This is a genomic window from Corynebacterium sp. HMSC068H04, from assembly GCF_001811255.1.
Classification (GTDB): Bacteria; Actinomycetota; Actinomycetes; order Mycobacteriales; family Mycobacteriaceae; genus Corynebacterium; species Corynebacterium hesseae.
On the sequence record NZ_KV804013.1, the window covers coordinates 148765 to 175098 of the forward strand.

At 60.7% G+C, this 26334-nt stretch carries 25 protein-coding genes and 3 tRNA genes; 15 read left to right on the top strand and 13 right to left on the bottom strand.

Translation table 11 applies throughout. The annotated features are described in order from the left end of the window. Positions 1 to 9: 9 nt before the first annotated feature. Positions 10 to 618, bottom strand: coding sequence for a uracil-DNA glycosylase (locus HMPREF2792_RS08945; RefSeq protein ID WP_198530317.1), 609 nt, complete (start codon positions 616 to 618; stop codon positions 10 to 12). A gap of 35 nt (positions 619 to 653) precedes the next feature. After that, entirely contained in the window at positions 654 to 1652 is a 999-nt protein-coding gene (locus HMPREF2792_RS08950) for a thiamine-phosphate kinase (protein WP_070532995.1), read from the bottom strand. 57 nt (positions 1653 to 1709) lie between these two features. On the opposite strand from HMPREF2792_RS08950, the gene HMPREF2792_RS08955 reads away from it, so the two are divergent. Then, positions 1710 to 2624 (top strand): DUF3515 domain-containing protein, encoded by a 915-nt coding sequence (locus HMPREF2792_RS08955; protein ID WP_070532997.1) that lies wholly within the window; start codon positions 1710 to 1712, stop codon positions 2622 to 2624. A gap of 50 nt (positions 2625 to 2674) precedes the next feature. Here the strand turns inward: HMPREF2792_RS08955 and HMPREF2792_RS08960 are convergent, their stop codons facing one another. Together HMPREF2792_RS08960 and HMPREF2792_RS08965 are read right to left on the bottom strand one after the other, a co-directional pair. Further along, a complete protein-coding gene (locus tag HMPREF2792_RS08960; RefSeq protein WP_070532999.1) occupies positions 2675 to 3745 on the bottom strand; it encodes a D-alanine--D-alanine ligase family protein in 1071 nt (356 codons plus the stop codon). A gap of 21 nt (positions 3746 to 3766) precedes the next feature. After that, positions 3767 to 4765: an NAD(P)H-dependent glycerol-3-phosphate dehydrogenase gene (locus HMPREF2792_RS08965; RefSeq protein ID WP_070533001.1), complete on the bottom strand. Its 999-nt coding sequence runs from the start codon at positions 4763 to 4765 to the stop codon at positions 3767 to 3769. Between the two features lie 147 nt (positions 4766 to 4912). On the opposite strand from HMPREF2792_RS08965, the gene HMPREF2792_RS08970 reads away from it, so the two are divergent. Then, positions 4913 to 5911 carry an NUDIX hydrolase gene (locus tag HMPREF2792_RS08970; protein WP_070524377.1) on the top strand — a complete coding sequence of 333 codons (999 nt, stop codon included), beginning with the start codon at positions 4913 to 4915 and terminating at the stop codon, positions 5909 to 5911. Between the two features lie 46 nt (positions 5912 to 5957). Here HMPREF2792_RS08970 and HMPREF2792_RS08975 read toward each other — a convergent pair whose 3' ends face one another. The 3 genes from HMPREF2792_RS08975 to leuC form a co-directional block, all read right to left on the bottom strand. Beyond that, positions 5958 to 6866, bottom strand: a complete 909-nt coding sequence (locus HMPREF2792_RS08975) for a hypothetical protein (RefSeq protein ID WP_070533003.1) — start codon at positions 6864 to 6866, stop codon at positions 5958 to 5960. Positions 6867 to 6941: 75 nt separating this feature from the next. After that, positions 6942 to 7532, bottom strand: coding sequence for a 3-isopropylmalate dehydratase small subunit (leuD, locus tag HMPREF2792_RS08980; RefSeq protein ID WP_070533004.1), 591 nt, complete (start codon positions 7530 to 7532; stop codon positions 6942 to 6944). 16 nt (positions 7533 to 7548) lie between these two features. After that, the gene (gene leuC, locus HMPREF2792_RS08985) at positions 7549 to 8991 is read right to left on the bottom strand and encodes a 3-isopropylmalate dehydratase large subunit (protein ID WP_070533006.1); all 1443 of its coding nucleotides are present in this window, start codon (positions 8989 to 8991) and stop codon (positions 7549 to 7551) included. A 48-nt stretch (positions 8992 to 9039) separates the two neighbouring features. On the opposite strand from leuC, the gene HMPREF2792_RS08990 reads away from it, so the two are divergent. Then, complete coding sequence (locus tag HMPREF2792_RS08990; RefSeq protein ID WP_070533008.1) at positions 9040 to 9753, top strand: IclR family transcriptional regulator; 714 nt, start codon at positions 9040 to 9042, stop codon at positions 9751 to 9753. A gap of 63 nt (positions 9754 to 9816) precedes the next feature. Here the strand turns inward: HMPREF2792_RS08990 and HMPREF2792_RS08995 are convergent, their stop codons facing one another. After that, entirely contained in the window at positions 9817 to 10563 is a 747-nt protein-coding gene (locus tag HMPREF2792_RS08995; protein ID WP_232748517.1) for a S1 family peptidase, read from the bottom strand. A gap of 223 nt (positions 10564 to 10786) precedes the next feature. On the opposite strand from HMPREF2792_RS08995, the gene HMPREF2792_RS09000 reads away from it, so the two are divergent. Together HMPREF2792_RS09000 and HMPREF2792_RS09005 are read left to right on the top strand one after the other, a co-directional pair. Beyond that, positions 10787 to 11077, top strand: coding sequence for a hypothetical protein (locus HMPREF2792_RS09000; protein ID WP_070533011.1), 291 nt, complete (start codon positions 10787 to 10789; stop codon positions 11075 to 11077). A gap of 115 nt (positions 11078 to 11192) precedes the next feature. Further along, entirely contained in the window at positions 11193 to 11909 is a 717-nt protein-coding gene (locus HMPREF2792_RS09005; protein WP_232748519.1) for a hypothetical protein, read from the top strand. 56 nt (positions 11910 to 11965) lie between these two features. Here HMPREF2792_RS09005 and HMPREF2792_RS09010 read toward each other — a convergent pair. Beyond that, positions 11966 to 12038, bottom strand: a tRNA-Glu gene (locus HMPREF2792_RS09010). 635 nt (positions 12039 to 12673) lie between these two features. Here HMPREF2792_RS09010 and HMPREF2792_RS09015 point away from each other — a divergent pair. After that, positions 12674 to 13078, top strand: a complete 405-nt coding sequence (locus tag HMPREF2792_RS09015) for a hypothetical protein (protein ID WP_070524393.1) — start codon at positions 12674 to 12676, stop codon at positions 13076 to 13078. Further along, entirely contained in the window at positions 13071 to 13400 is a 330-nt protein-coding gene (locus HMPREF2792_RS09020; RefSeq protein ID WP_070533013.1) for a transcriptional regulator, read from the top strand. The genes HMPREF2792_RS09015 and HMPREF2792_RS09020 overlap by 8 nt, the downstream gene beginning before the upstream one ends. An 84-nt stretch (positions 13401 to 13484) precedes the next feature. Here HMPREF2792_RS09020 and HMPREF2792_RS09025 read toward each other — a convergent pair. The 3 genes from HMPREF2792_RS09025 to gltX all read right to left on the bottom strand — a co-directional run bounded on the left by HMPREF2792_RS09025 (position 13485) and on the right by gltX (position 15348). Beyond that, positions 13485 to 13560: transfer RNA gene (locus tag HMPREF2792_RS09025), tRNA-Glu, on the bottom strand. Positions 13561 to 13616: 56 nt separating this feature from the next. Then, positions 13617 to 13688: transfer RNA gene (locus tag HMPREF2792_RS09030), tRNA-Gln, on the bottom strand. 160 nt (positions 13689 to 13848) lie between these two features. After that, positions 13849 to 15348, bottom strand: a complete 1500-nt coding sequence (gene gltX / locus HMPREF2792_RS09035) for a glutamate--tRNA ligase (protein ID WP_083299251.1) — start codon at positions 15346 to 15348, stop codon at positions 13849 to 13851. A 162-nt stretch (positions 15349 to 15510) separates the two neighbouring features. On the opposite strand from gltX, the gene HMPREF2792_RS09040 reads away from it, so the two are divergent. The 8 genes from HMPREF2792_RS09040 to HMPREF2792_RS09075 all read left to right on the top strand — a co-directional run bounded on the left by HMPREF2792_RS09040 (position 15511) and on the right by HMPREF2792_RS09075 (position 25501). Further along, positions 15511 to 17853 carry a choice-of-anchor M domain-containing protein gene (locus HMPREF2792_RS09040; protein ID WP_070533015.1) on the top strand — a complete coding sequence of 781 codons (2343 nt, stop codon included), beginning with the start codon at positions 15511 to 15513 and terminating at the stop codon, positions 17851 to 17853. A gap of 16 nt (positions 17854 to 17869) precedes the next feature. After that, on the top strand, positions 17870 to 18967 hold the full coding sequence (locus tag HMPREF2792_RS09045; RefSeq protein WP_232748520.1) for a choice-of-anchor M domain-containing protein: 1098 nt from the start codon (positions 17870 to 17872) through the stop codon (positions 18965 to 18967). Further along, positions 18967 to 20466, top strand: a complete 1500-nt coding sequence (locus HMPREF2792_RS09050; protein WP_070533019.1) for an anchored repeat ABC transporter, substrate-binding protein — start codon at positions 18967 to 18969, stop codon at positions 20464 to 20466. The genes HMPREF2792_RS09045 and HMPREF2792_RS09050 overlap by 1 nt, the downstream gene beginning before the upstream one ends. Beyond that, the gene (locus HMPREF2792_RS09055) at positions 20459 to 21358 is read left to right on the top strand and encodes a choice-of-anchor M domain-containing protein (protein WP_070524402.1); all 900 of its coding nucleotides are present in this window, start codon (positions 20459 to 20461) and stop codon (positions 21356 to 21358) included. The genes HMPREF2792_RS09050 and HMPREF2792_RS09055 overlap by 8 nt, the downstream gene beginning before the upstream one ends. Beyond that, positions 21351 to 22079: an anchored repeat-type ABC transporter ATP-binding subunit gene (locus HMPREF2792_RS09060; RefSeq protein WP_070524404.1), complete on the top strand. Its 729-nt coding sequence runs from the start codon at positions 21351 to 21353 to the stop codon at positions 22077 to 22079. Before HMPREF2792_RS09055 ends, HMPREF2792_RS09060 begins: the two co-directional genes overlap by 8 nt. Further along, positions 22076 to 22972 carry an anchored repeat-type ABC transporter permease subunit gene (locus HMPREF2792_RS09065; RefSeq protein WP_070533020.1) on the top strand — a complete coding sequence of 299 codons (897 nt, stop codon included), beginning with the start codon at positions 22076 to 22078 and terminating at the stop codon, positions 22970 to 22972. The genes HMPREF2792_RS09060 and HMPREF2792_RS09065 overlap by 4 nt, the downstream gene beginning before the upstream one ends. Then, the gene (locus HMPREF2792_RS09070; protein WP_070533022.1) at positions 22969 to 24318 is read left to right on the top strand and encodes a choice-of-anchor M domain-containing protein; all 1350 of its coding nucleotides are present in this window, start codon (positions 22969 to 22971) and stop codon (positions 24316 to 24318) included. The genes HMPREF2792_RS09065 and HMPREF2792_RS09070 overlap by 4 nt, the downstream gene beginning before the upstream one ends. Before the next feature lie 79 nt (positions 24319 to 24397). After that, positions 24398 to 25501: an isochorismate synthase gene (locus HMPREF2792_RS09075; RefSeq protein ID WP_070533024.1), complete on the top strand. Its 1104-nt coding sequence runs from the start codon at positions 24398 to 24400 to the stop codon at positions 25499 to 25501. A gap of 8 nt (positions 25502 to 25509) precedes the next feature. Here HMPREF2792_RS09075 and HMPREF2792_RS09080 read toward each other — a convergent pair whose 3' ends face one another. Next, positions 25510 to 26319: a fumarylacetoacetate hydrolase family protein gene (locus HMPREF2792_RS09080; protein WP_185963178.1), complete on the bottom strand. Its 810-nt coding sequence runs from the start codon at positions 26317 to 26319 to the stop codon at positions 25510 to 25512. Positions 26320 to 26334: the final 15 nt, after the last annotated feature.

A 26334-nucleotide genomic window follows, 5' to 3' on the forward strand; every position in this document is an offset into this window, starting at 1 on the left:
GTGGCTAGTTTACAAGCGCCAGTCCACCGCGGGGACGCCACGGGCCTCTAAGGCCGCGTTTGCGCGGGAGAAAGGGCGCGAGCCGAAGAAGCCACGCCGCGCTGACAGCGGCGAGGGATGCGGGGAAGTAATGCAGTCCGTACCCGGTAGGTAGGCCTGGCAGGACTGGGCGTCGCGGCCCCACAGGATGGCCACGATATCGCGCCCCGCCAGCGCCCTAATGGCTGCCCCGGTAATCGCCTCCCACCCGAGCCGGCGGTGCGAACCCGCCTGGCCCGGGGCCACGGTGAGTACCCGGTTGAGCAGTAGCACGCCCTGGTCAAACCAGGCCCGCAGGTCACCATCGGCGCGGCCGGGGATGCCGAGGTCGTCGCCAAGCTCGGCGTAGATATTCTTCAGCGACCGCGGGGCCGGAACACCCGGCCGCGTGGAAAAGGACAAGCCCATGGCATGCCCCGGTGTGGGATAGGGATCCTGGCCCACGATGAGTACCCGCACGTCCTCGAGGGGCATCGACAGGGCGGCGAAGACGTCCTCGGCCGGCGGCAAGAACTCTGCCCCAATCTCGCGCTCGATGCGTGGGAGGTTGTCCTCCAAGGCCTGCCTGATGTGCGGCATCCACGAATAGTGGATGTGAGAAGTATCGATGCGGCTCACGCAAATCCCTCCCAGCCCTCGCTATAGCGAGGTTCCTCTCCATTGATGGTTACTCCGGTGCCGCGCATCACCCGGCCAATTTCCCGGAACCCGGAGGGGGCAGCCTTAAACGTCGTAGCCAACAGCGTGTGGTCTTCTCCGCCCGCCAAGACCCACTCCCATGGGTCGATGCCGAGCACCGCACCGGCGGCGGCCACAAGCGGATCGGGAGCAATGGCGCCGCGGTCAAAATCGATGCGCACCCCGGAGCGCTCAGCCAAGTGCCCCACATCGCGCACGAGACCATCCGAGTTATCCGTCATCGCGGTCGAGCCGGTTGCCCGAGCGATGACGCCGCGCCCGGGTGCGAGGGTGGGCGCGCAGTGGGCGTCGATCAACGGCCAGAGCTCGTCCAGCTCCGGGGGCAGCGCGCGGCCATAACGTTGCAAGAGGGCCAAGCCCGCCCCGGAATACCCAATCTTGCCGTGCGCCACTAGCTTCTGGCCCGCACGCGCACCATCCAGAGTCAACGGTGCGCCGCTTCCGCCCAAAGAGCCCATCGCTGTGACGTTGATGACCAGGCTGTCGCTGCGGGTCAAATCACCGCCGACCAGCTCAGCGTTGTACACCGCGCAGCGCTCAGCAATGCCTTGCGCTATCCCACGCACGAAATCCACCGGGGTATCGCCCGGGGCGGCGATCGCCAGAAGCGCTGCAGTGGGCCGAGCCCCCATTGCCTCAATATCGGCAAAGTTGCGCACGATGGCCTTGTGACCGACTTCCGCGGCGGTGGACCAGTCCCGCCGAAAATGCCGGCCCTCCACCATCATGTCCGTCGAGGCCACAGTGCGCGAATTAGGCGCCGCCGGATAAAGCACCGCGGCATCATCGCCGTTGAGTGCACTCGGCGCTGCGGTGACGATTTCATGGATAACGTGCCGTTCGCCGGCTTGGTCGAGGGTATGGGATAAACCCACCGTCACGGACTCCTTTTCCTTGCGCAGATGGCGCACCATTCTGGCACGCCTTCAACGTTCGTTCTTCTTGGGCTATCAGCGATAGGATAAGCCCCTATGGATACCCAATTTAACCGCACCGCTATATACATCTCACTCGGGATTGCCATCGCGATGGTCTTCGCGGTGATTTTTGGGGCAAAGTACGTCATCACCAGCGCCGCGCAACAGCCGGTGGCGCTGCCTCCCACTCCGTCTGAAGCAGCGGACTCCCCCGAATGCGCCGCTGTCGTCGACTCTCTGCCGGAAAAGCTCATGGGATACTCACGGGTCGAACTCGTCGACCCAGCCCCGGCGGGTGCCGCAGCCTGGACGAAGAGCTCGGAGGACAAAGTAACCCTGCGCTGTGGCGTTGACCTGCCGCAGCAGTTTACGGGTTATTCCCAGACCATCGAGGCCGACGGCGAATCCTGGTTGCAGGTCATTGACGCCACCCCCGGCTCGAACCTCACGACGTGGTACAGCACCCAGCGCACTCCTGCGGTCGCCGTGACTACGTCTACAGGCGACGCACATTCCGACGCCCCGCAAGGGCTAACAGAAGCCCTCAACAAACTAGATAAAAAGCCTCAAGACCCCAATCCGGCACCGCTATCCAAACTCAAGGCAGGTCCGGATTCCATGTGCCCCGCGCTGGACAAGGCTCTGCCAGACTCACTCGCGGAGGGCTATACGCGCCGCACGGATGCTGGCGCTAAGAACACCTGGGTCTACAGCGCGCCGGGCTATGAGGAAATAGTCGTGCGCTGCGGTGTCGCCGCTCCGGAGAACTACCGCGCGGGCGTTCAGCTCCAGCAGGTTAATGACGTCCCTTGGTTCGAGGACACCACGCTGGCGGAAGGCACAACGGCCGGCACGTGGTTCGCACTCGGCCGCGCGGAGGACCTCGCGCTGTCTGCCCCGCAAGAGGCAGCGAACTCGGCGCTGGTGCGGCTTAGCGACGCCCTCGTTGAAGCCACCCCCGCTCAGTAGGTGTCGCGGCCTCTTTCTTCACCACCTTCCCTTCGCGCACGGCTCAGGGACTAGGAACGCGCGAGAGCGGTCTGGATGAGGGTATCGAGCAGCTCGGCGTAACCCACTCCCACGGCGGCGAAGACCTGCGGGTACATCGAAATCGGCGTGAATCCAGGGAAGGTATTGATCTCGTTGATGCAATAAGAGTCTCCACTGACGAAGAAATCGACGCGCGACAGCCCCGTTGCGCCCAGCGCCCGGAAGGCCTCGATGGCGCGCTGACGCAGCTCGTCGATGAGCTCCGCGCTTAGCGGCGCAGGAATCGCCGCCGACACTCCCTCATCGATGTACTTGGCATCGAAGTCATAAAAGCCTTCCTCCGACTCGGTGGTCCCCAAAAGCTTGGCGGGAACAGAGGCTTGCAGGCTTCCGTCCGGGTACTCGAGGACGCCCACCTCAACCTCATCTCCGCGGATCTCAGGCTCGACTAGGACCTTGTCATCGGACTCATAAGCCAGGGCCAGCGCCGCGTCAAACTCTTCCCACGCGGAAACCTTGGAGACACCGATGGAGGAACCGCCCCGCGCCGGCTTCACGAAGACAGGCAAACCAAGGCGCTCTTTCTGGGCATCATTCAGCGTATCTCCACCGCTAAGCACTTCTTGGGGTGCGACGGGAAGACCTTCGGCCACCAGGAGCTTCTTGGTGAACTCCTTGTCCATACCCACCGCAGAGGCCAGTACGCCCGCGCCGACGTAGGGGATTCCGGAAAGCTCAAAAAGGCCCTGTACCGTGCCATCTTCCCCATAGGGTCCATGGAGAACCGGAACGATGACATCCACCTCTGTGTAGTGCTCGTGGCGGGTGACATTGTGGATGCGCCCGCGTGTTGCGGGGTTGAGGGATAGTGCCAACTCATCGTGGAGTTCCACCTCAGGCAGGCGCCCATCGACGATGGCGAGGCCCGCGCGGTTGCCCTGGGTCCAGGTGCCTTCCCGCGTGATACCGATCGGCACGACCTCATACTTTTCCGGATCTAGGTGCTCCATGATCGCGCCGGCGGAAATGCACGACACCGAGTGCTCGGAGCTGCGGCCGCCGTACACAACGGCTACGCGCACAGGTTTCGCTTCAGTCATACCGAGCAACTTTACTCGGCTTTACTCAGCTTTCTTGGTACGACCCATCAGAGCGACGATCATGTCGTCGACAGTCACGCCGCGGTGACACACTCCATAGACCGCCTGGGTAATGGGCATCTCCACGCCCGCGCGCTGCGCCAAGCTAAAAATGGAATCGGAAGAGATAACGCCTTCCGCGACCTGCCCGTTGGTAGCCGCGGTAGCTTCCTCCAGAGTCCCGCCCTGGCCAAGGCGGTAGCCAAAGGTTCGGTTGCGTGAGAGCGTCGAGCTGCACGTCGCCACAAGGTCACCCATTCCAGCTAGACCAGAGAAGGTAAATGGATCCGCGCCCAGTTTCACGCCAAGGCGGGTAATCTCAGCCAGCCCGCGCGTGATAATGGTCGCCATCGTGTTATTGCCCAACCCCTTACCAGCGGCCATACCGCACGCAAGAGCAATAACGTTCTTGCAGGCGCCACCAATTTCTGCGCCGATAACATCGGTGTTGGTATAGGGGCGGAAATATGGAGCGGCAGCTGCATGCTGGACGGCCTCCGCGCGGGCAGCATCGCTGCAGGCAATAACCGTAGCGGCCGGCTGTTCCTGGGCCACCTCCTTGGCCAAGTTGGGCCCGGAGAGCACGGCAATGCGGTCAGTGGATACGCCGGCGGCATCCGCGATGACCTCGCTCATCAAGTTAAGCGTAGCTTTCTCCACGCCCTTCGAGATTGAGACCAATGTAGCGTCCTCCGGCAAGAGCGGCGCCCATTTCTCCAGGTTTCCGCGAAGGGTCTGAGAAGGAACGCCGAAGATGACGATGTCTGCGGCTTCCAAAGCAGCGGCGGGTTCGGTGGTTGCCCGGATCGACTCAGGCAGTGAGAGCTCCGGGAGATAGTCCGGGTTTTCGTGGCGCGTGTTGATGGTGTTTGCCAGTTCCTCGCGGCGCGCCCACAAGCGGACGTCATTGCCGGCGTCAGCAAAGACTTTCGCCAGCGTGGTTCCCCACGAACCCGCGCCCATTACTGCCACGTTTGCCATGTGCCACCTCACAATCAATTCCACTGCATCGACTTTTCCCATTAAAGCACGCCCGGCATTGAAATACGTTCGGCGCGTAAAGCTGCATCGTGGCGGAGAGTGGAGGAAGATGGAGAAGGTCACAAGCTACAGGCACAAAGGAGCAGCATGCCCAAGGCAAAGAACATGCATGAGACGGATAAAGATATCCGATCGGAGGTCTTCATCTCTGGTCGCCACCAGGAGATCCCTGTCGATCCGGCGGATGAGTTCAAGCGGACGACGCTTGCCGCTGGTGCGGTTCTCTGGCGTGGGGATCCACACGATCCGGAGGTTGCTATCATCCACCGCCCGCACTACGACGATTGGTCGCTGCCTAAGGGCAAGGTCGATCCGGGAGAATCCCTTCCTGTCACCGCCGCGCGCGAGATCTTCGAGGAAACCGGCTACACCGTGCGCCTGGGCAAGCTCATTGGCAAGGTGGCTTATCCCGTTCAAGGACGCACGAAGGTTGTCTACTACTGGCTGGCACGTGTACTCGACGGCGAATACACCACGAATTCGGAGACCGATGAGCTGCGTTGGATGACAATCGACGAAGCCTGCACGCTGCTCTCCTATGACGTTGATACGCAGGTGCTGGCGAAGGCCAAGAAGCGCCTCCGCCTCGCTCCGACGACCCGCGTGCTGTATGTCCGCCATGCACGCGCTCACCAGCGCCGCTCCTGGGAGGGCGATGATGACCTGCGCCCGCTGGACAAGAAAGGCCGCCGCCAAGCAGAGATGCTCGTGCCGATGCTCACGCCTTTTCACCCGACCGCCATTTACAGCGCCCCGCCGCAGCGCTGCCAGCACACCGCTGCCCCGTTGGCGGATGAGCTCGGCATGGACATCGCTGTAAACAAAGCATTCGGTGACGATGTGTTTGCTGAATCCCCTGAAGACGCCCGCGCGGCCTTCCAGCGCGTTGTTGACGGCGGCGGTGTCCCCGTCATCGTGAGCCAGGGACTAACCATTCCGGGGATTATCGAATCCTTCGCGCCGAAGTTCATCACGACTCCCATCGACGAGCTCAAGTTCAAGAAGGCTTCGGTGTGGGTGCTCTCCTTCAACGACGGTGAACTTACCGGCGCAGACTACCTCGCTAGCCCGCTGCCCGTGCGATAAGCACTACATCGCCACTTCACTAGGTACCTTTCGCCGCCCTGCTGCTCTATTCCCACCGCACAGCAGGGCGGCGCTGCATAGCGCGGGTGAAAAGGACCATCCCCAAAGCCCAGATCGGGTAGGCGGCAAGGAAGCCGACGATGGGGATAAATATGACAAAGCTCGTGATGAGGGAACAGATCAAGATAAAGAGCAGCGATTGCCCAAGGTTCTCAATGACCAAGTTCAAAGCCTCCCGGAAGCACTCCATGAGAGGCTTATCCGGGGCATCAGCCTTGATGACAGGCGCTGGCCACAGAAGCGCAAAGAGAATCAGTCCGGGGAAGCCGCCCGCAATTGTTCCGAGCATTGCCAAAATAAAGAAGCAAGCATAGACGCCGGCGCAACCATTCAGCTGGGCAAACCTAAAGTAGTCGCGGAAGGTGACCTTCTCCCCATCAGCGATCTTCCGGGAGCCATTAAAAAGGTTCGCCATCAGCCAGAAAAGATAAGCGAAGGCGGCTAGCACCATGACAACCATGAGAGGGATCCCCACGGTAGTCGCTAAAGGCTCGATGTCCGTGCCATTTCCTTCCATTACTGCGAATACACCGCCTACAACGATTCCCGGCACAAGAAGAAGAGCAAACGTGATAATGAGATGCACCAGCATGGCCAGCATTCCTGGCACCGGTTGCTTTAAGTAACCCTTGAATGACTGGCCCAGAATATCCATGGCGTCAATGGGCGGTACGCCTGCCCCGCCGGGTGGGTTGCCAGGCGCGGCGCCGGGCTGGTGGTACCCGTAGCTTCCCGTCTGCTGGTAGCCGTAGCCGTTGGGTTGCTGGTAGCCGTAACTCCCGGATTGTTGATAGTCGTAGCCACCGGGCTGGTGATAATCCGAGCCACCGTACCCGGTGCTGCCGCCGAATTGATTGCCGTTCTCTCCGCTAAAGCCGTCAAAAGGATTAGTCATGCTGAGGATGTTAACGGCGCTATGTGCACCGCGCCACAGGAGGCGGGGAATACTACCCCACCGATGCCGCCTCCGCTAAGACGCAAGGACGCGCGGTTTGAATCCCGGGCGCTTGGATTCAAAGGCATCGATATCGTCCTCGTTACGCAAGGTCAGGCCGATGTCGTCGAGCCCCTCCATAAGGCGCCAACGGGTGTAGTCATCGATATCGAAGGTATAGCTATTGCCGCCCACGGTAACCGTGCGCGCCTCCAAGTCGACGGTGGTTTCGGTCTCCCCGGCCTCCAGCTGCTTCCAGATAAGCTCAATGTCTTCTTGTTCCATGAGTCCCGTCAGCAAACCCGCTTTACCGGAGTTGCCGCGGAAGATATCTGCGAAGCGCGAGGAGAACACCGCCTTGAAGCCGTATTCCGCAAGCGCCCACACCGCATGCTCACGGGAAGAACCGGTACCAAAGTCCGGGCCCGCGAAGAGCACGGAGCCCTCTTTAAACGGTTCCTGGTTGAGCACGAAGTTTTTATCGCTGCGCCAATTGGAAAACAGGCCGTCGGCAAAGCCGGTGCGCTTCACGGATTTCAGGTAACGCGCGGGAATAATCTGGTCGGTGTCCACATTGGAGACACGCAGCGGAACGCCGACGCCCGTGTGAGTAATAAACTTCTCCATTGTCTTTTTCCTTTCCTTAAGCGCCGGCGACGGCGGAATCGTCGATGTCTGCTGGTGCGGCCAGGTGGCCCAGAACGGCAGTTGCCGCAGCGACGGCCGGGGACACCAGGTGGGTGCGGCCACCAGGGCCCTGACGGCCCTCAAAGTTGCGGTTGCTTGTCGACGCCGACCTCTCCCCCGGCTTCAGCTGGTCCGGGTTCATGCCCAAGCACATCGAGCAGCCAGCGGTGCGCCACTCGGCGCCGAAGTCGGTGAAGATCTTGTCCAGCCCTTCCTCCTCAGCCTGGGCCTTGACCACGGCCGAAGACGGAACCACCATCATGCGGGTATCAGCCGCGATGCTGCGCCCCTTGACCACTTCGGCGGCCGCGCGCAGATCCTCGATGCGCGCGTTCGTGCACGATCCAAGGAAGACCGTGTCGATCTGGATATCGCGCAGCGGCGTGCCGGGTTTCAGGTCCATGTAGGCCAAGGCCTTCTCGACGGCGGCTTTTTCGCCGTCGTCGCCGCACTCCTCCGGGTCGGGCACGGTAGCGCTCAATGGCAAGCCCTGTCCCGGGTTAGTACCCCAAGTCACGAAAGGCGTCAACGCGGAGCCGTCGATCTCCACGACGGTGTCGAATTCGGCGCCGTCGTCAGTCGGCAGCGTCTTCCAGTACTCGACGGCCGCGTCCCAATCTTCTCCTTGGGGTGCGAACTCACGGCCCTTGACGTACTCAAAAGTGGTCTCATCCGGAGCCACCATGCCGGCGCGGGCACCGGCCTCGATGGACATATTGCAGATGGTCATGCGGGCTTCCATCGACATCTTGCGAATGGCCTCACCGCGGTACTCGATGATGTGGCCTTGGCCGCCGCCGGTGCCAATCTTGGCGATGATCGCCAAAATCAAATCCTTGGCGGAAACGCCCTCCGCCAGCTCACCGCTGACCTCGATGGCCATTGTCTTAAAGGGCTTAAGCGAAAGTGTCTGGGTGGCCATGACGTGCTCCACCTCAGAGGTACCGATGCCCATGGCAATAGAACCGAAGGCGCCGTGCGTCGACGTGTGCGAGTCACCGCACACGATGGTCATGCCGGGCTGCGTAATGCCCAGCTGAGGACCCACTGTGTGAACGATGCCCTGTTGCGCATCACCCATCGAATGCAGGCGCACGCCGAACTCTTCACAGTTCTTGCGCAGCGTGGACACCTGCGTGCGGGAGACCTCATCCTTGATTTCTAAAAGGTTACCGGACTTAATGCCCACGGTTGGAACGTTATGGTCCTCAGTGGCCAGGTGCAGCTCTGGGTGACGCATCCTGCGACCGGCCAGGCGAAGACCATCGAAAGCCTGCGGGCTGGTAACTTCATGCAAGAGTTGGAAGTCAATATAGAGAAGATCGGGCTCGCCGTTCTCCCCTTTACGCACGACATGGTCGCGCCATACCTTCTCTGCGAGTGTCAGTTTCTCAGTCATGTGCCTCTCCACTTGAAATCTCAATTAATGGGACGTAGATTTCATTATATGGGAGAGTATAGTGCAGTATCAGGAATTAAGGTATTGGATCGCGCGGTAGCCATCATGATGGCCGCGACCAACCAACCTTCTACGCTCAACGAGCTTTGTGAGACCACCGGCCTGCCTCGGGCAACGGCACATCGTCTCGCCACAGCGCTCGAGGCGCACCGAATCCTTACCCGCACCCCCGATGGAAAGTGGGGCGCTGGGCCGGCCCTACCCGGCAACCGTGATCGCATAATCGAAACCGCAGGCCCCATTATGGAGGAGCTTCTCGACGCCACCGGTGAGTCCGTCCAGCTTTACGAACTCTCCGGCACCACGCGCACGTGTATCGCCACGCGCGAGCCGGAGATCGGACTCCACAACGTGGTGCCCGTAGGCCGCCAGCTTCCACTCACCTCCGGTTCCGCCGCCCGCGTCTTCGCCGCCTTTGCTGATGTCCATGTTCCCGATGCCATCTTTAGTGAGCACGATGTCGAGCTCGCGCGCACCAACGGCTACTCCGAATCCATCGAAGAGCGCGAGTCAGACCTCGCTTCCGTTTCCGCCCCCGTCTTCGACGGCGCAGGGAACTTCATCGCCGTCCTTTCCGTCTCCGGTTCCGCCGAACGCTTCCGCCCTTCCCCGGCGGAAAAGTTCGCAGATGTCCTGGTTAGCGCATCCAACCGCTTAAGTGCCGCACTCTCCAATGGCACGCCACACGACGGCAACCGTTAAGAACTGGGCACTTAGCGCAGCGCAGTGCAGTACAGCGGGGTCTAAAGCTTCGAGGCGGCGTTCCTAAATACCGAGACCGAAATACATCGCAAGGCCGCGCAGCCCTTCCGGTCCCGCGCTACTCGTCGAGGACAATGCCTCACCTTTTTCTTGGGCCACCCGGACTGGGTTTCCTGGCTCCCGGTTGGGACGGCGCGGCACCCAACCCTGGTGTTGCAGGCGCGCTAGCTCATCCGCATGTGGCATGCGCGCATAATTTGAGAAAGTAACTGTCCGGCCACCCCGATTAGCCTGGGTGATCCCCTGGTAAATGCCCACAACGCCCGGCTGCCCTGGGACGGACACTGCTCCACCGCTGTCCCCAGGCGCCAGCGACACATCGGCCGCATAGTTCATGCCCGGAAAGACACCCGGCCCCTTCACCGCGGTGCCACACTGACGCGACGCGGCCTGTCCGTCGAAGCACACCGTTGAGCCTTCACCAGGCACCGGTGCCATGCCATCCCCGGTGAGCGGGTTGCCTGCCGAATAGGTTCCGCCGGCGAATTGAATATAGGCCAAGTCATGCCCCGCAGCCCCCGAGGGCGTGAACCAACGCAACGTTCCTAGGTGCTGGCCTGCTTCGTTATACACTTGTTCGCCATTTAAGCCACAGTGCGCCGAGGTCCACGCCCGATTAGCCTCGACGTAACCGACAGTGCACAACGCGCCATCAGAAGCCGCGATCTTTTGCCCTTGCCGAACCGGCACCCCCTCAGCAGCGGTCGCGGGGGCGGCGAGAGCAAAGGCCAGCGAGCATGCGCCAGCCATGAATGCAAAGCCTGGTAAGACACGGGAAAAGCGAAGTTGCGGAGACCTTTTCATCATCACCTCACTCTAGCCTGGGCTACGCCAATTCTCCCTTCACGCCCCGCGTTCAGCTCCGGCGATACCCCCACCCACCCCCACTATTGAAAGTGGATTGAAAACACGCTTTACTAACATTGATAGCTACTGAAAATGTAGTGAAAATCCCCGACCTCCAGGAGGAGCCATGACCCACACCATCCACGACGAGCACACCCACGTCCACGGCGAAGGCTGCGGCCACGTCGCCTTCCCGCACGGCGATCACACCGACTACGTACACGACGGCCACATTCATCGCGAGCATGAAGGCCACTGGGACGAGTGCGAAGCATCCGAGCACACCGTTCACGAGGCCCACGAACACGAGCACGGCGAGGGCTGCGGGCACATCGCTATTCCCCATGGCGACCACGTGGACTACCTGCATGATGGTCACCGCCACGCGGCACATGACGGCCACTGGGATTGCCACTAAGAGCTACCCCGATTCTGTTTATTGAGCTGCCCAATCTGAGTGCACGTCACTGTGATTGGGCAGCTTTCCCCGTTTTCCCCAGCGCATCGCCACACATCTCGTTAGGGTGGGCTTTATGACTTCCACGCGCGCCCACCGTCCCATCGCAGCTTTTGCAGCCATAATCACCGCCGGTGTTCTAACAGTCGGATGCTCCACGTCATCCGAAATGGCAGCGCCGTCGAGGACGGAAACGGCATCGGGTGAGCCAACGTTTGAAAACACTTACCCGGCATTTCAGCCGCTTAACGATGACGCTGAGCTTCACGTTCCGAACGCTGCCGACGAGGCAGCCCCCGACGGCCCTGAACCAACCTTGCCGGACAACGCTAGCGATCAGCCTGCGGACCAGGCTCAACAACCTGACACACAGGCCCAGAGTGCACAAGGAGCCCAAGCCGCCCAACCAGCCGCAGGCCAACGCCAAACCTCTCAAACGGCACAAACGGCCACGTATAACAGCCTTTCTGAACAACTCCCCGAGGGCGACGCCAACGGCGCATCAGTCAGCGTTTACGGCACGCCCGCCACTGTGTGCCAGATGGGCGACGGCTATAACATCGCTTTCGTCATGGCCGGTGCGAACACCAGTTGCGATTTCGCCCGTTCCACAGCAGGCCGCTTGATGACCTTGGCGCCAGGCTCTAAAGACGACCTCCGGTCCTTCATCCCCGGACAGGTCACCGTCAACAGCCCCATTACCCAACAGAACTATTCACTGACATGCCAAACCGATGAGCACGAGGTCATTCGCTGCACCGGCGGCAATAACGCTGAGGTCCTCATTGTCTAGTCTTTAGCCTAAACCGAAAAGGCGGCGAGCATGATGCTCGCCGCCTTTTATTTTTGTACCCCGTACGGGATTTGAACCCGTGTTACCGGCGTGAGAGGCCGGCGTCCTAGGCCGCTAGACGAACGGGGCTCGTTTAGCTGTCCGTTGCGGACTTGCTAAACACTATAGGATCGGCGAAAGAATGCACAAATCGGCAGCTAGTATGGCTTTTTACACAAAGAAAATCCCGAACCTCGTTGCCGCTTTCGACTGCGATGAAATCATTGACTCTCAGGGCCCGGGCGCGGATCGAATCAGTGGTTATTCCGCTGGCGTGCCGTTGGCAGCTGGGGCCGGAGCACTCGTTAGTCATCGCTAGAGGTTCGGGAGGACACGTGCGCTAACAGCATGTGGTGCAAGGCTCCTACTTCGCTCGAATGTTGGCTTTAAGAAGTTGTGGATTATGGCGATGCCGCCTCGTATTATCTGCTAGAGTCGCGTCGGCGATAGTGATGATTATCAGCTTCCGCCATCCGCTCTCCTTTCTGTCGGGAATGCCTTATACCTGCAGTGTATGACCGCCAAAGGCATAGCGGAAGGGATTAGACCAATTGGCCACTGGTATACCCCCTGGTAACTTTCTCAAGTCCGCTTGCACTTGGACTTTTAACCCTCCGGTAAGGGGCACAACCACACCACTCCTTGATTACAACAGCCCTCACCCCCTTACTTGCACTTAATGCAAGTGATACACTTGCATTAGATGCAAACAAAGGAGTCAGGCCATGAACGATGAACTCAAGATCATTCAAGACGCCCAACAGCGGACCGCCTGGACACAAAGCTGGTGGGCGGTGGCACTTGTAGCGCTCGGTATCGGTAGCAGTCTTGCGCTATCCAAGGTGTCCTGGTGGTACACACTCGCAATCCTGATACCGACGTTCATTCTCGGTTTCCTCCTCAAGGACAAAATCGCGAACCCTTTTGTTCGCCCCAACCCCAACAAGGGGCCGAGGAACGATCGCGCGACATGGTCACGAGTAGTCCTCCCCCTCGCCATGATCATGTCTACTACACCGACCCCCAACACGTGGCCGTGGATGATCTCCTGCGGGGTCATAGTTACTGGCTCGACAGCCTGGATGCTTTACGAGAACAGTAACTCCGCCGTAAAGGGCATCAATGTCTAGGAAAGCATCTCACCAGCCCCCTGAGCTAGACCCAGTCATCCACCCCATCAATCGGCTCAAGATCTGCGCCACATTCTTCTCCGCCGGCGCCACCGAAGGACGGCAGATGAAGTACGGTCAACTCGCCGAGCTTACGGAACTCCCCGCCGATACGCTCTCCAAGCAACTAAAGCACCTCGAAGACCACAGCTACGTAAGCCGCACGCGGGAGTACGGCTCTACGCGCGCCAAGGACACCGTGTGGGTCACGCTCACCGAAACCGGCGCAGACGCCTACACACGGCACGTTCTAGCCCTCAAAGCAATGACAGAAGGCCTATAAGCCTCCAGACCAATAAGTCGGGCTAGGATTATGGCCGATGAAAGAAAAAGAGTGGCAAGCGCGTTATGCTTGCCACTCTTTAAGTGGTACCCCGTACGGGATTTGAACCCGTGTTACCGGCGTGAGAGGCCGGCGTCCTAGGCCGCTAGACGAACGGGGCATAGAACCGTGACCGCTGACTGCAAAGTGCCGCTGCACTTTGCGCAGTTATCACTGCTGGCCTACCAGGACTCGAACCTAGAATGACGGTACCAGAAACCGTTGTGTTGCCAATTACACCATAGGCCACTATCGCGTTGAGCTTGCTTGGGGCTTAACCCCTCGCTGCTCGCTGCAACGGTTTATTACTATATCCAGCACCACCGATACACACAAATCGCCAGGCCAGATAGCATTTTCGGGGCATTAAGAACGATTCTTAATGCCCCGAAATTACAGGCCTGTGAGACTACTCAGCACTCCACGGCGTCACGGCCAAAGCTGCCTTAAGGCGAGCCAGCGTGGACTCCTTGCCCAGCAGCTCCATGGACTCGAACAGCGGCGGGGAAACCTGCTGTCCCGAGACCGCGACGCGCAGGGCGCCGTAGGCCTTGCGGGGCTTGAGACCGAGGTCGTCGATAAGTGCGCCAGAGAGAACCTTTTCAATCTCTTCGGTCTTCCACTCCCCAAGCTCCTCCAACTTGGCAATGGCGACCTCGAGAGGCTGAACAGCCTCCTCCTTGAGGTTCTTCTTCGCCGCCTTGGCATCGAGCTCCAGCTCAGCGTCCGGCGTGGTCAGGAAGGACATCAGCCCGTAAGCGTCAGACAGCGTCTTAATGCGGGTCTGCACCAGGTCGGCGGCGAAGGCGAACTTGTCTTCCGGGTAATCCGCAGGGAAGTCGGTGTACTCGGTGAGGTAATCCCGCAGACGCTGAGCAAAGTCAGCCGGCTCAAGCAAACGAATGTGGTCGGCGTTGATGGCCTCCAGCTTCTTCTGGTCGAAACGGGCGGGGTTGCCCAGCACGTCGTGCACATCGAAGTTGGCAATGAGCTCATCGACGGAGAAGATGTCCTTGTCCGCGGAGAGGGACCAGCCCAGCAGGGACAGGTAGTTGAGCATGCCCTCCGGGATGATGCCCGCATCGCGGTGGTTGAACAGGTTGGACTGCGGATCGCGCTTGGACAGCTTCTTGTTGCCCTCACCCATCACGAACGGCAGGTGGCCGAACTCCGGGGTCTGCTTGGCAATGCCCAACTCAATGAGCGCCTCGTAGAGGGCGAGCTGGCGCGGAGTGGAAGACAGCAGATCTTCGCCGCGCAACACGTGGGTAACCCCCATGAGCGCGTCATCGACGGGGTTAACCAACGTGTAGAGCGGTGCGCCATTGGAGCGGGCCACCACATAATCCGGCTGGGTCTCCGACTTAAAAGTCAGCTCTCCACGCACCAGGTCATTCCACGTCCAGTCCTTGTCCGGCATGCGAAGGCGCCACACCGGCTTGCGGCCTTCCGCCTCGAAGGCATCGATCTGCTCCTGAGTGAGGTCGCGGTCAAAGTTGTCGTAGCCAAGCTGCGGGTCGCGTCCGGCCGCCTTGTGGCGCGCCTGCACTTCTTCATTGGTGGAATAAGCCGGGTAGACATAGCCGCCATCCTTGAGCTTCTGCAGGACATCGGCATAAATATCCATGCGCTGCGACTGACGGTACGGCTCGTCCGGACCACCCACATTGACGCCTTCATCCCAGCCCAAGCCGAGCCAGTTCAGCGAATCAATGATGGCCTGGAAGGACTCCTCGGAGTCACGAGCGGCATCGGTGTCCTCGATGCGGAAGATGAGCTTGCCGCCGGTGTGGCGGGCATAGGCCCAGTTGAACAGCGCCGTGCGGACCATGCCCACGTGGGGCGTTCCTGTGGGCGACGGGCAAAAACGTACGCGGACGTCGGAAGTTGTTTCAGTCATGTCAACCATCGTAGTTCAGCGCTGAGTTACGGCACCGCCCGCCCCACTTGGGGGTAATTGAACCCGGTTTCCACTAAGCGTGAACTGGGTTTTCGATCCAGACTAAACGGAATTGATTTCCATTCCCTATAGTGAAATTCTCTCGACAGAACTGAAGAAAGGTTCCACACTGTGGCTCGAACTCGCTCCGTGGCGCTGCTTACCTGCGCCACACTTCTCTTCTCCCCCGCTACCGCCGTAGCCGGCCCTGACGACGGCAAACACGTCGCCACCCAAACGCACATCGATTCCCCCAAAGCATTCTGGGAAGACGATTCTCTTAACCTCAAGAGCCATTCAGCCGAGTCTGACCACGACCTCGCCGACACCGTCACGTGGGTAGGCAAAGGCTGGGACCAAAACGGCACGAACCAATACCAGTTCACCGTGCCTGAAGACCCTGCGCTCTCCTTCCTGGGGAAGCCGGGCGAAACCTATTACATGGCCCCTGCCAGCGTGCAGGGCAGCCTGGACCCGGTATGGATGGGCTTTGGCGCGGACACTGAGCTGCCTGTCGACAGCTTCCGCGATAACATCGCCTCCCTCGACCTGTTAAGCGTCGATGGGCCGGGCGAAGTAGAGATGTTTGGCTACTACCCCGGCCCTGGCGGGCTTCAACGATTCTTTGGCACGTCGGAGGGCGCACCTCACTCCGCGTGGCTGACTAGTGGCACGCATACCCACAACTTCACTGTCTTTTCCAAACCCGGGCGCTACCAGCTCACCTACCAAACCACCGCGCGAAACAAAGACGGCGAGTTCATTTCCTCCAAGCCGACAACCACGTCCATTCAGGTCGGAGGGCAGCGCCCGTCAGACCACAGCACTCCCTCCCTCAAGGAGCGCTTCGAACAGGCATCCGCAGGGGACGCTAGCCAGAAGGACTATCGCCTGCGCATCGCCCCTGCTAAGTCCCGTGACAAAGATGGAGACGAGCGGCTTTCCTCCATCGACTTCACTGGGGGCAGTAACGGCACGCTCACGCTGCTTATCGACGGCTACTTCCTCACCGACCTGCCCGTTACCGACGGCAAAGCCCACTTTGACGAGTTCCTAGGCCCAGAATCCTCCGAGATTCAGGCGGTGTACACCCCAGAAGATGGCAGCCCGCGGTGGGTATCCGAGCAGCTCAAGTACTCCGAGGGCGCAGAAGTAGCCACCACCTCGAAGACGTCCGCGGAGTCCTGGGAGGAGACGACCAACCCCCGTCAACTCTTCTCCGGAGAAGAGGTTTCGCTATCTGACACGGGACTGTCCGCGCGCGCCGTTCCGGAGGGCGAAGACGCCACCCGCATCATCCTGGAGGCAGCCGATAAAAACCTAGAAGGCTACGTGCACGGTGGCTTCTTTAGTAAGGGAAGCTCGCTTCCGGACATCGATTTCGACGGCACTATCACCCGCGGCCGCGCGGAATTTGTCGTCGGTGCCGATGCAAACTTCAACGGCAATACCGTGCGCCTCGATATTCTTCCGCACCCAAGCATCACGCAAGACTCCGGCAGCATCACGCTGACCGACAATTTCGCTTTCGGAAAAACGTACGAGCGCGTGGGCAAACTCGGCGCTGGGGCTCAGGCTCCTGCGCCAGCCCCAGATAACACTCCTCAGCCCGAACCCGGCGACAACACCGGTGTCTGCGCCGACAAGGCAGTGCTCGACCACGGACACGTCGATATTGCGGTATCCCGTGACGGCGATAAGTTTCTCACCCGCCTCAAGGATGAAACGGCCATCGTGGATAAGAAGACCGTTGAGCGCCCGCTTGACGACGTCGCCCTCGCAGTACACGACAACGCACTGCGCTCCCGCCCCGCCGCGCTCAACGGCAAGGAATTCGACTACCTGGGCAAGGAGAAATTCTTCCTCCTCCCCCAGACTCAAGAGCAGAGCATCATCTGGCCGGGATATAACACCCAAGCTCTCAACTACAAGGACTACAAAGACGGCAAGGTCATGCTCAATATCAAGCCCGTCGAGAAGCCTGAAGGCGCAGAAATTGGGCTCTTCACCACTGAAGGATTAGGCAAAGGTTTTACCCCGCTGATCAACTCAGCCGCAGGAGACTTGTCCATCGAGACCACTTTTGCCTCGCATACCCACAGCAATTGGGTGTTTACCAAGCCGGGAATCTACAAGCTCGAAGTCAGCTATACGGCCACCACCGCCGATGGCAAAGAGATTTCTTCCGAACCCCAGGTGCTCACCGTCGCGGCTGGCGACGCCGCAATCAAGGACTGCGCAAGCTCCAAGGAAGGAAGCGAAGGCGAAGGCACCAACACACCCGGCGGTAAGAAGCCAGGAAACACGAAACCCAGTGGAGATAAGGGGATGACGTCCTCTAAGCCCAAGCTCGACAGCCTGTGGGGATTAGTGCTTCCGGCCGTCGTGGCCCTCATTTTCCAACGCCTCTTCAATTTCTACAACGACCACAGAGCCCAGATTGAGGCCCGCTTCAACGGTCTGCTTCACCGCTAGAAAGGACACACTTCGATTGCATTCCGCACCGCTGAAAACATTCAATGCCGCCGTGTGCGCCATCGCCGTGGCACTTCTCGTGTCCGTCCTTGGCCTTCCAGCGACTGCCCGCGCCGAAGACGAGCTTATAGATTCTGGGCACGTGGATGCCTTCTATGTCTCCGCGCCGGGTGGTCAGCTGACGTTGTCGATGAAGGAAGACGTCACTGGTAGTGGCGTCATCAGGCCCGGTAACGATGTCACCCTCAAGGTGGCTGAGGAGGCATGGAGCGAGGCGACCGAGCGCATCGATGGCATCGGCACACCGACGTACTACCTCCCCCAGACCCAGGACAGCTCACTCCTGTGGCCGGGTTGGGATACGCAAGCGGCCCAATCTGCTGGATATAAGGACGTGAACTTCGAATTTGTTGAGGTCACCGGGCCCGGTGACATCTTCATCTTCGAAACCGCAGGCTTTGGCGATATTCAACCGGTCACGAACGCCGGCGAGCTCGACTTGGTATCCGGTGACGTCATCAATCAGGCTTACCCGGCGCACCGACACGTCAATTGGGCGTTTAGCGAACCGGGTACGTACACCATGACTGTTCAGGCTGAATCCAACGGCGACACGAGTAATCAGGTCACCTATACCTGGGACGTCGGCGACGGCGAAGCCGCTCCCCAGGATTCCGGGGACGAGGAATCCAGCGTCGATGATGGCACTGACGGTGCCGACGATGACCACGAGGCAGCGCAAGGTGCCGCCTCCCCTGAGCAACCTGCTTCCTCCAACTCCGGCTCACGCTCTCACGCTGGAAGCACCGGAGCCGGAAGCCATGGAGGCGCTGCCCGCGGTTCGGCCCCCGCTGCCGGTGCCAAAAACACCAAACAACAGGCCCACAACAAGGAGCGTAAAGACCGCACAGCTCGCGGGGAAAGGAAGGAGCGCAAGCCTTCTCACCGATCCGCCGAAACTGCGGACGGGGAGAATGTGGACACGGTGGCTGCGGCCGGCTACTACGACAGTGGGCAAAACCTGTTGCCGTGGGGCATCGGCATCCTCGGCCTGGGAATGCTTGTGCTGGGCCTGGCGCTAGCGCGCCTCGCGCTGCTGAAGGGCCGCGACTGATGCCTCGGAAAGTACGCACTCGGATGGCGTGCACCGCGATTCTTTCCGCCATCTCTCTCGGCGCCTCAGCGCTGAGTGGCTGCGCGAGCACTGCCAGCGGAGACGATGCAAAGGTGAAGGTGGTGGCGACGACACCGATACTGGGGGACGTCGCCAAGCATGTGGCCGGACATGACGCCACGGTGACGACCCTGATCCCCGCGGGAAAGGATCCCCATACCTTTGAACCGAGCCTGCGCTCGGTGAGGGACATCGCAAACGCAGACGTACTACTGTCCAACGGGTTTCTTCTCGAGCCACAGAATCTGCTGAAGTCCATGAAGGAGTCGTCGGATGTGCCCGTCACCGAAGTGGCGGATCAGGCCTCCACGCGTGGAGCGAAGCTGGTCCCGCTGGTGGAGAACATCGCGCTCGACGCCGTGTGGCTGGGGTTGCGCGTGCGCAACGCGCCCCCGGGGACCTCAAGCGTCGACCTGCGCCTGATCGACGCAGAAGGCCCGGGCGATGCCGCCGCCTACGTGGTCTCTACATTCGGTACGCCAGAGGTCCTTTTTAACACCGCCGATGGGATAGATCCGCGCGAGGATTCCACGACGCTGCCAGCCAACGCCCACACGCACGTGTCCTGGGCTTTTAGCAGGCCCGGTATCTACAGGATGAGTTTTGGTGCTAACGACGGCTCCCCTCAGGAGTTCACAGTGGCCGTGGGCGTAAGCGCACCTGAGGGGATGCGCGAGCTCGATGCGGGTCACGTGGATATCACCGCTGACATGGCTACAGGAAAACTCGACTTGGAGGACCAAGGCGAGCGTTTTGATCCGAAGACCACGGTGTTGCGCGTCCCTAACTCCGCGCTGCAGGAGATCCCGCCGGATCCCTCCTACCGTTTCTTAGGCCGTCCAGGCGATGAAACCTATCTCCTGCCGCAGGCGGTGTTAGGAAAGCACATTCACGGTGAGGTGGACCCGCACCTGTGGCATAACGCCGCTAACGTTGTCAGTTTTACCGAGGTCATCGCTGAACAGCTTGCCCAGGCGGACCCCTCGCACGGCGCGGATTACCGTGCCCGCGCACAGGACTACATCACGCAGTTGCGGGAAGCCGATGCCGAAGTAAGACGGCTCATCTCCGCCATCCCGGAGCGCAACCGCCACCTGGTTACGCCGCATCACGGCTATGCCTACTTGGAGCAAGGCTACGGCATTGATATCGCGGGCTTCGTTACTCCAAACCCGGCCATCGAGCCCTCGCCGCGCGATGTCATCGCTCTGCGCCGCACCTTGGAGAACCTCCAGCTTCCCGCCGTATTCGTGGAACCGACGCAACAAGCCAGCGCGGATGTCATCCGCGAAGCCGCCGATTCCCTCGGAGTGGCTGTATGCCCGATTTACGGCGACACGCTTGATGACGCCGTTCCGACGTATCTCGACCTCTTGCGCTTCAACGCGCACTCACTCAACCGCTGTCTCAGCAACACAACAAAGGAATCTCATGTCTAAACTCACCATCCGAACCGTCACTATGCCGCTTGCGGCAACGCTTACCGCCGCGGCCTTGGCTTTCGCACCGGCAGCTGCCTTCGCCGGAGATCTCGCCCAGGTGGTCAGCTCTAACGAAGAGGTAGCCGCGCCTGGAACGGCTGCCACCATCGATCACGGCCACGTCGACCTAGGGCTCCTGCTCTCCGAAGGCCAAGCTGAGTTCCTCGCTCGCGATGATTCGGCTGAAACACCCGTGTGGCGCCAGCCCGAGGATGTGGTCTTCCAGGTGGGTGACAACGCCCTGTTGACTCTGCCGGAGGACAAGGCATTCTCCTTCGTTGGCGCAGAACCTGGCTCGCAGGTGTGGGTCGTACCGCAAACGGAGCAGGCTGACGTTCCGTGGTTGGGCTGGAATACCCAAGCTCCCTCATTGGCAGACAACGTTGAGCGAGGAGTGACAATGGAGTTCCTCGGGCACCAAGGCCCGGGTGAGTTCTCCCTCTTCCTGCAAAACGGCGGCTTCGAAGAACCTCAGCTGCTGTGGTCTACAGCAACCGGGGACTCAGAAGGCTTCTGGGTGGACTTGGGCACTCATACCCACGCCAATTGGGTGTTCACCGAGCCCGGCATTCACCAGATCCGGGTCCGCATGAGCGGCGAGGGCGCAGGAGAAAGCGCCGGAAAAGAGGTAGCTGCCGAAGCCACCTTGACCTTCGCTGTGGGCGATGACGCCGACGTTGCGCAAGCACAGGCCGTGGAATGGGACCCCAATGCCGAGTCCTCCGCCACGTCCGGCTCTATGTCGGCGTCGGTGCCCACGTGGATCTGGGCGCTCGCGGGCGTAGGCGTCCTCGTGCTCATCGGTGCCATCATCGCCGTCGTGCGCGCGAAGGGTGGGCGGCGTGGCTAATCCCTTCATTACGGTAAACGATCTGTCCGTATCGCTGTCCGGCCGCCGCGTCATCGACGGGGCAAGCTTTTCTGTTAACCCTGGCGAGTTTATCGGGCTCCTCGGTCCGAACGGCGCTGGCAAAACCACGCTCATGCGCGCTGTCTTAGGCCTCGTGCCCTTTACCGGGACCATCGACGTGACCACCTCGCTTGGCTATGTCCCGCAGCGCCACGACGTAGAGTGGGACTTCCCCATCAGCGTGGCCAAGGCGGTGCTGAGTGGGCGCACTGGACTAGTGGGGTGGTTCCGGCGCCCAGGGCGCTCCGATAAGGAGGCCGCGCGGCGGGCCATCGAGCTGACCAACCTGGAAGAATTCGCACGGCGTCCTATAGCCCAGCTTTCCGGCGGGCAACGCCAGCGCGTCCTCATCGCCCGCGCCTTAGCTTGCGAACCAGAGGTGCTGCTTCTCGACGAACCTTTCACCGGCCTCGACGCCCCCAATACCGAGGAGCTCTTGCTTCTTTTTGACAAGCTCACTACAGATGGCACCAGCGTTGTCATGTCCACGCACAACCTCTCAGAGGCCGCACATTCCTGCTCACGGCTTGTGCTCTTCAACCGGGGCATCATCGCTGACGGCCCAGCGGAAACCCTGCGCTTAACCCCACAGCCTTGGAGCACCACCTTCGGAGTCTCAGCCTCCTCGCCCCTGCTCTCCGCGATTGGGGTGGCGGCATGATCGACATCTCGCTAGTTGAGTTCTTCCAAGACCTCACCAACCCGCACTTGGACTTCCTCGCCCGCGCAGTAGGGATCTCCCTCCTCGCCGCAATCGTGTGCGGCGTGGTGGGGTGCTACGTCGTGCTGCGTGGAATGGCCTTCATCGGCGATGCAGTGTCCCACGCAGTGTTCCCGGGACTGGCCGTCGCCTTCGCACTTCACGGGTCAGTACTGCTGGGCGGCGCCGTGGCGGGTTGCGCGGTGGCCGTGCTCATCGCGTGCTTCTCCCAGCGGCGAACTGTGCGCGAAGATTCCGTCATCGGCATCTTCTTTGCCGCTTCCTTTGCGCTCGGCATGGTGATCATCTCACGCGTGGAGGGTTACACGGCTTCGCTCACCAGCTTTCTTTTCGGCTCGCTGACGGGCGTCTCCCACGCAGATCTCTACACCGCGTTCACCGTCTCGGTGCTTATCGTGGCCACAGTATTGCTCCTCGGCCCCCAGCTCACAGCCACCTGCCTAGACAAAGAGACTGCCCGTGCCATGGGGCTTCCCGTCTTTGTCCTAGACATCGTGCTTTACCTTTGCGTCACGGGCGCGGTGGTTATCTCCGTGGGAACCATCGGCAACGTCCTCGTCCTGGCCCTCCTCATCACCCCAGCCGCGACCGCCAGGCTGCTTTGTGACTCGCTGGGGTCAATGATGGTCGCCTCCGCGGTGATCGGTTCGCTGGGCAGTTTCTTCGGAATCTACCTCGCATGGGCCATCGATCTTCCCGCCGGCGCAACCATCGTGCTGCTGCTTACCGCCTGCTTCCTTGTGGCGTGGGCACTCTCCCCTCTACTGCATTCCCGCCGCGACGCGGCATCCACCTCGCAATCACACACCTCGAAGGAGACCTTGTCCGCATGAACTCTTTCCATATGACACGTATGAGCTTCCGCCCGCTTACCCTGACCGCTGTCGCTGCACTAGCTCTCAGTACCCCGCCCTTGGTGGCCGCTGCACCGCCAGCCCTCGCCGAAGAGCACGCGAGCGAGGCCTCCTGCGATGCCGACTCCCTGCACGCCTTTACCCGCGGGCACCAAGACCTCGCCCTGGTTGGTGACTCTGGGGACCTTTCTTTTATAGCCCGCGATGATGAATCCGGTAAGGACTATGCCTCCGGGGAGTTCTACGTAGAAGTCGGTAGCAACGCCGCTTTCGATGAATCAGCGGGCAGCGATATCCCATCGAGCGGTTGGCAGATCCCCCAAACCCAAGATCCCAACATCCCCTGGGTGGGGTTCAACACCAGCTACCTCGATGAGAGCACTGCGGCCGATGCCACCTTGTCCTTAACGCTGCACAGCGGCCCGGAAGGCGGACGCATGGTGGGCTTCCAGAACACCTTGGGCGCTGCGCCCACCGTGCTCTTTGATTCAGATAACCCGGATATCACTTGGGACTACCCCGATCACTTCCACAGCCACACCGGGATAATCTTCACCGAACCGGGAGCATACGCCGCTACCTTCACGTTCACGCTCAACGATGGCTCCGAGCACTCCATCGACGTACCGTTCTTGGTCGGCGACGCCGATGCCTCCGACATCTGCGAATTGGAGTGGGACTCCAGCGAAGGCGACAATGCTGGCTCGGGCAGCCCGAAGAACCGGCCGCAGCAACTGGCCAAGGACATCAATGACACCTCCAAGTCCATCGCACAGTTGGATAAGACTATGGACAAAACACTCAAGGAGGCAGATACCCTCCTCAACGGTGGAAAGCCCTCCGAAACAAGTCGGGCTCAGGATTCGCGGCACTCCACGCGTCCGAGTGCACGCAGTAAAGCACAACCGGGAACATCACCAACGTCTAAAGAGCCCAGTACTGAACGCCCAGCTGATGGCCAGCGCTCAGTGTCGCAGTCCCAGAACTCGGCACAGAACGGTGTAGCCCACACAGCGCAAGGACAGAGAGATTCGGCACACCGTGGGGCGTCGCAAAGCACTGCTTCCTCAGGAGAAAAAGGCTCCACGCGCAACACCGCTGCCAACCGGGAACGCGGCGCAAAGCAGGAAGCACAGCAACAGCACTCTGCGTCCGACTCCAACGAAGACTATGCTGACGCCGAAAACATCCAGGCCATGAGCTATGGAGCCCCGATGGTCGGCTTCTGGGCAGGCTTTCTCGCAGGCATGGGCTCCCTGGCCCTGCTACTTGGTATCGGGCTGTTTGTTGCCGTGCAGTTCTTCCGCCCGCGCAATCGCGACTAGCACCTCGATACCGGTCATATCACAAAAGCAAGGGATCTGGTTTCGGCGCTAGCAGCGGAAGGAACTAGAGTTATTCCTTATGTGTGAAAACAGACCCTCTACCGCCCCCGACTTCCTCCTGTCCCGCGCGACGGGGTCTGTGCGTACCCAAGGTTCAACCACCACCTTTAGCGCTGTCGATGATGCAGTGTCCGCACTACGTGCCGGCAGCGCGCCCATGGTCGTCGGCGCACTTCCCTTTCACAAGGGTGATCCAGCTGCGCTCACCGTGCCGCGCAGCATCATTCGTGAGGACGGGCCTCTTGAGCCCCATGCCTACTACCGCAGCGGCAAGCTCAATGCGCGCGTGACCGGTTTTGATCCGGAGCCGGAAGAGCACCTGCGCCGCATTGAGGCCGCCATCGCTACGATCGAAGCCTCCAAACTGGACAAGGTGGTTCTTGCTCGCGCCGTTGACATTGAGTTCAATGCTCCGGTGGATCCGCTCCTCGTGGCCGCGCGGTTGATCGATCTATCCTCGCACCGCGATGGCTTCATCGCCGACCTCTCGCCGGCGGGGCGCCCGGGTTCTATGCTCGTGGGCTCCTCCCCGGAAGTGTTGATTAAGAAGCAAGGCTCAACGGTTACGGCCTTCCCCCTAGCTGGCTCGGCGCCCCGCCAGGCCGATAAGGCACGCGACATCAAGGCCGGTCAAGACCTCCAAAACTCAGGCAAGGATCTGCGCGAGCATGCCTTCGTCGTGGACCACATCCGCCGCATCCTGCAGCCGCTGTGCAGTACTCTCGACGCCCCCACCACCCCGCAGCTGACCTCCACGAACGAGATGTGGCATCTGGGAACCCCGATTGCGGGAACACTGAAGGATTCGAACTTCACGGCACTCGAACTAGCCGAGCTGATCTACCCCACCCCCGCCATCTGCGGCACCCCCACGGAAGCCGCGCAAGCGCTGATCGAAACCGCCGAGGCTGACCGCGGCTTCTACGCCGGTGCAGTGGGTTGGTGTGATGACTCCGGCGACGGCGAATACATGGTGGCCATCCGCTGCGCCGAGGTGGCCGGCGATGGACTCTCCGCCCGCGCGTGGGCGGGCGGCGGAATCGTCGTGGATTCCGACCCAACGGCCGAGCTTCAGGAAACCACGGCGAAGTTACGCACCATTCTCAAAGCACTCGGCCTCTAGAGCGGCCTTTAGGCGCGCTCAATCGGGTTGGTCAGGCTGCCCACGCCGGGGATCTCAATTTCGATGGTATCGCCCGGCACCATCGGCGCCGTACCAGCCGGGGAACCTGTGGTGATGACATCGCCGGGCAGAAGAGTGTACGACTGCGAGATCTCCGCGATGATGCCGCCCATCTTCACGATCATCTGGTCGGTGTTGGAATCCTGCTTTTGCTCGCGCTTGCCATCGTGGGTCAGGTAAGCGTTGATCTTCTGGTCATCAAGGTCGATGCAGTCCAGGTCCGTCTCAATCCACGGGCCCAGCGGGCAGAAGGTGTCAATGCCCTTCGCACGTGCCCACTGGCCATCCTGGAACTGCAGGTCGCGCGAAGAAACGTCGTTGCAGATGGTGTAGCCAACGACGTGATCCCGCCACTTCTCCGGATCAATATTCTTCGAGACCTTTGAGATCACCACCGCGAGCTCTCCCTCGAACTCCACGTTGGTGGCGAACTCCGGGATCTTGATGGGGGCACCAGGGCCAATGACCGCGGTGGAGGGCTTAATAAAGATCGTCGGCGGCAGGTGCTCCGCGGATTCCTTGAAGACCTCAGCCACGTGGTCGGCGTAGTTTCGGCCAAGCGCCACGACCTTGGTGGGCAGGGTCGGCGCCAGCAAGCGCACCTCGCTCAGCGGCCACTCGCGGCCAGTTGGCTCCGGCGGGGTAAACGGGGTGCCGGAGATTTCCTTGGCCACCAGCTGGTCAAGCGGGGCGTCGGCGGGACCATCAATGATGGCGAAACAAATACCTTCGGTGTGAGCAATTCGTCCTAAACGCATGACGGCCATACTACT

What these genes read in the sequence shown, in the direction of transcription:
- HMPREF2792_RS08975 (WP_070533003.1), bottom strand. Translation starts at nt 6,866, where the DNA reads ATGACTAATCCTTTTGACGGCTTTAGCGGAGAGAACGGCAATCAATTC.
- HMPREF2792_RS09000 (WP_070533011.1), top strand. Translation starts at nt 10,787, where the DNA reads ATGACCCACACCATCCACGACGAGCACACCCACGTCCACGGCGAAGGC.
- HMPREF2792_RS09070 (WP_070533022.1), top strand. Translation starts at nt 22,969, where the DNA reads ATGAACTCTTTCCATATGACACGTATGAGCTTCCGCCCGCTTACCCTG.
- HMPREF2792_RS08990 (WP_070533008.1), top strand. Translation starts at nt 9,040, where the DNA reads ATGGGAGAGTATAGTGCAGTATCAGGAATTAAGGTATTGGATCGCGCG.
- leuC (WP_070533006.1), bottom strand. Translation starts at nt 8,991, where the DNA reads ATGACTGAGAAACTGACACTCGCAGAGAAGGTATGGCGCGACCATGTC.
- HMPREF2792_RS08955 (WP_070532997.1), top strand. Translation starts at nt 1,710, where the DNA reads ATGGATACCCAATTTAACCGCACCGCTATATACATCTCACTCGGGATT.
- leuD (WP_070533004.1), bottom strand. Translation starts at nt 7,532, where the DNA reads ATGGAGAAGTTTATTACTCACACGGGCGTCGGCGTTCCGCTGCGTGTC.
- HMPREF2792_RS09080 (WP_185963178.1), bottom strand. Translation starts at nt 26,319, where the DNA reads ATGCGTTTAGGACGAATTGCTCACACCGAAGGTATTTGTTTCGCCATC.
- HMPREF2792_RS09050 (WP_070533019.1), top strand. Translation starts at nt 18,967, where the DNA reads ATGCCTCGGAAAGTACGCACTCGGATGGCGTGCACCGCGATTCTTTCC.
- HMPREF2792_RS08970 (WP_070524377.1), top strand. Translation starts at nt 4,913, where the DNA reads ATGCCCAAGGCAAAGAACATGCATGAGACGGATAAAGATATCCGATCG.
- HMPREF2792_RS09005 (WP_232748519.1), top strand. Translation starts at nt 11,193, where the DNA reads ATGACTTCCACGCGCGCCCACCGTCCCATCGCAGCTTTTGCAGCCATA.
- HMPREF2792_RS09075 (WP_070533024.1), top strand. Translation starts at nt 24,398, where the DNA reads ATGTGTGAAAACAGACCCTCTACCGCCCCCGACTTCCTCCTGTCCCGC.
- gltX (WP_083299251.1), bottom strand. Translation starts at nt 15,348, where the DNA reads ATGGTTGACATGACTGAAACAACTTCCGACGTCCGCGTACGTTTTTGC.
- HMPREF2792_RS08965 (WP_070533001.1), bottom strand. Translation starts at nt 4,765, where the DNA reads ATGGCAAACGTGGCAGTAATGGGCGCGGGTTCGTGGGGAACCACGCTG.
- HMPREF2792_RS09055 (WP_070524402.1), top strand. Translation starts at nt 20,459, where the DNA reads ATGTCTAAACTCACCATCCGAACCGTCACTATGCCGCTTGCGGCAACG.
- HMPREF2792_RS09020 (WP_070533013.1), top strand. Translation starts at nt 13,071, where the DNA reads ATGTCTAGGAAAGCATCTCACCAGCCCCCTGAGCTAGACCCAGTCATC.
- HMPREF2792_RS08950 (WP_070532995.1), bottom strand. Translation starts at nt 1,652, where the DNA reads ATGGTGCGCCATCTGCGCAAGGAAAAGGAGTCCGTGACGGTGGGTTTA.
- HMPREF2792_RS09015 (WP_070524393.1), top strand. Translation starts at nt 12,674, where the DNA reads ATGAACGATGAACTCAAGATCATTCAAGACGCCCAACAGCGGACCGCC.
- HMPREF2792_RS08960 (WP_070532999.1), bottom strand. Translation starts at nt 3,745, where the DNA reads ATGACTGAAGCGAAACCTGTGCGCGTAGCCGTTGTGTACGGCGGCCGC.
- HMPREF2792_RS08945 (WP_198530317.1), bottom strand. Translation starts at nt 618, where the DNA reads ATGCCGCACATCAGGCAGGCCTTGGAGGACAACCTCCCACGCATCGAG.
- HMPREF2792_RS09065 (WP_070533020.1), top strand. Translation starts at nt 22,076, where the DNA reads ATGATCGACATCTCGCTAGTTGAGTTCTTCCAAGACCTCACCAACCCG.
- HMPREF2792_RS08995 (WP_232748517.1), bottom strand. Translation starts at nt 10,563, where the DNA reads ATGGCTGGCGCATGCTCGCTGGCCTTTGCTCTCGCCGCCCCCGCGACC.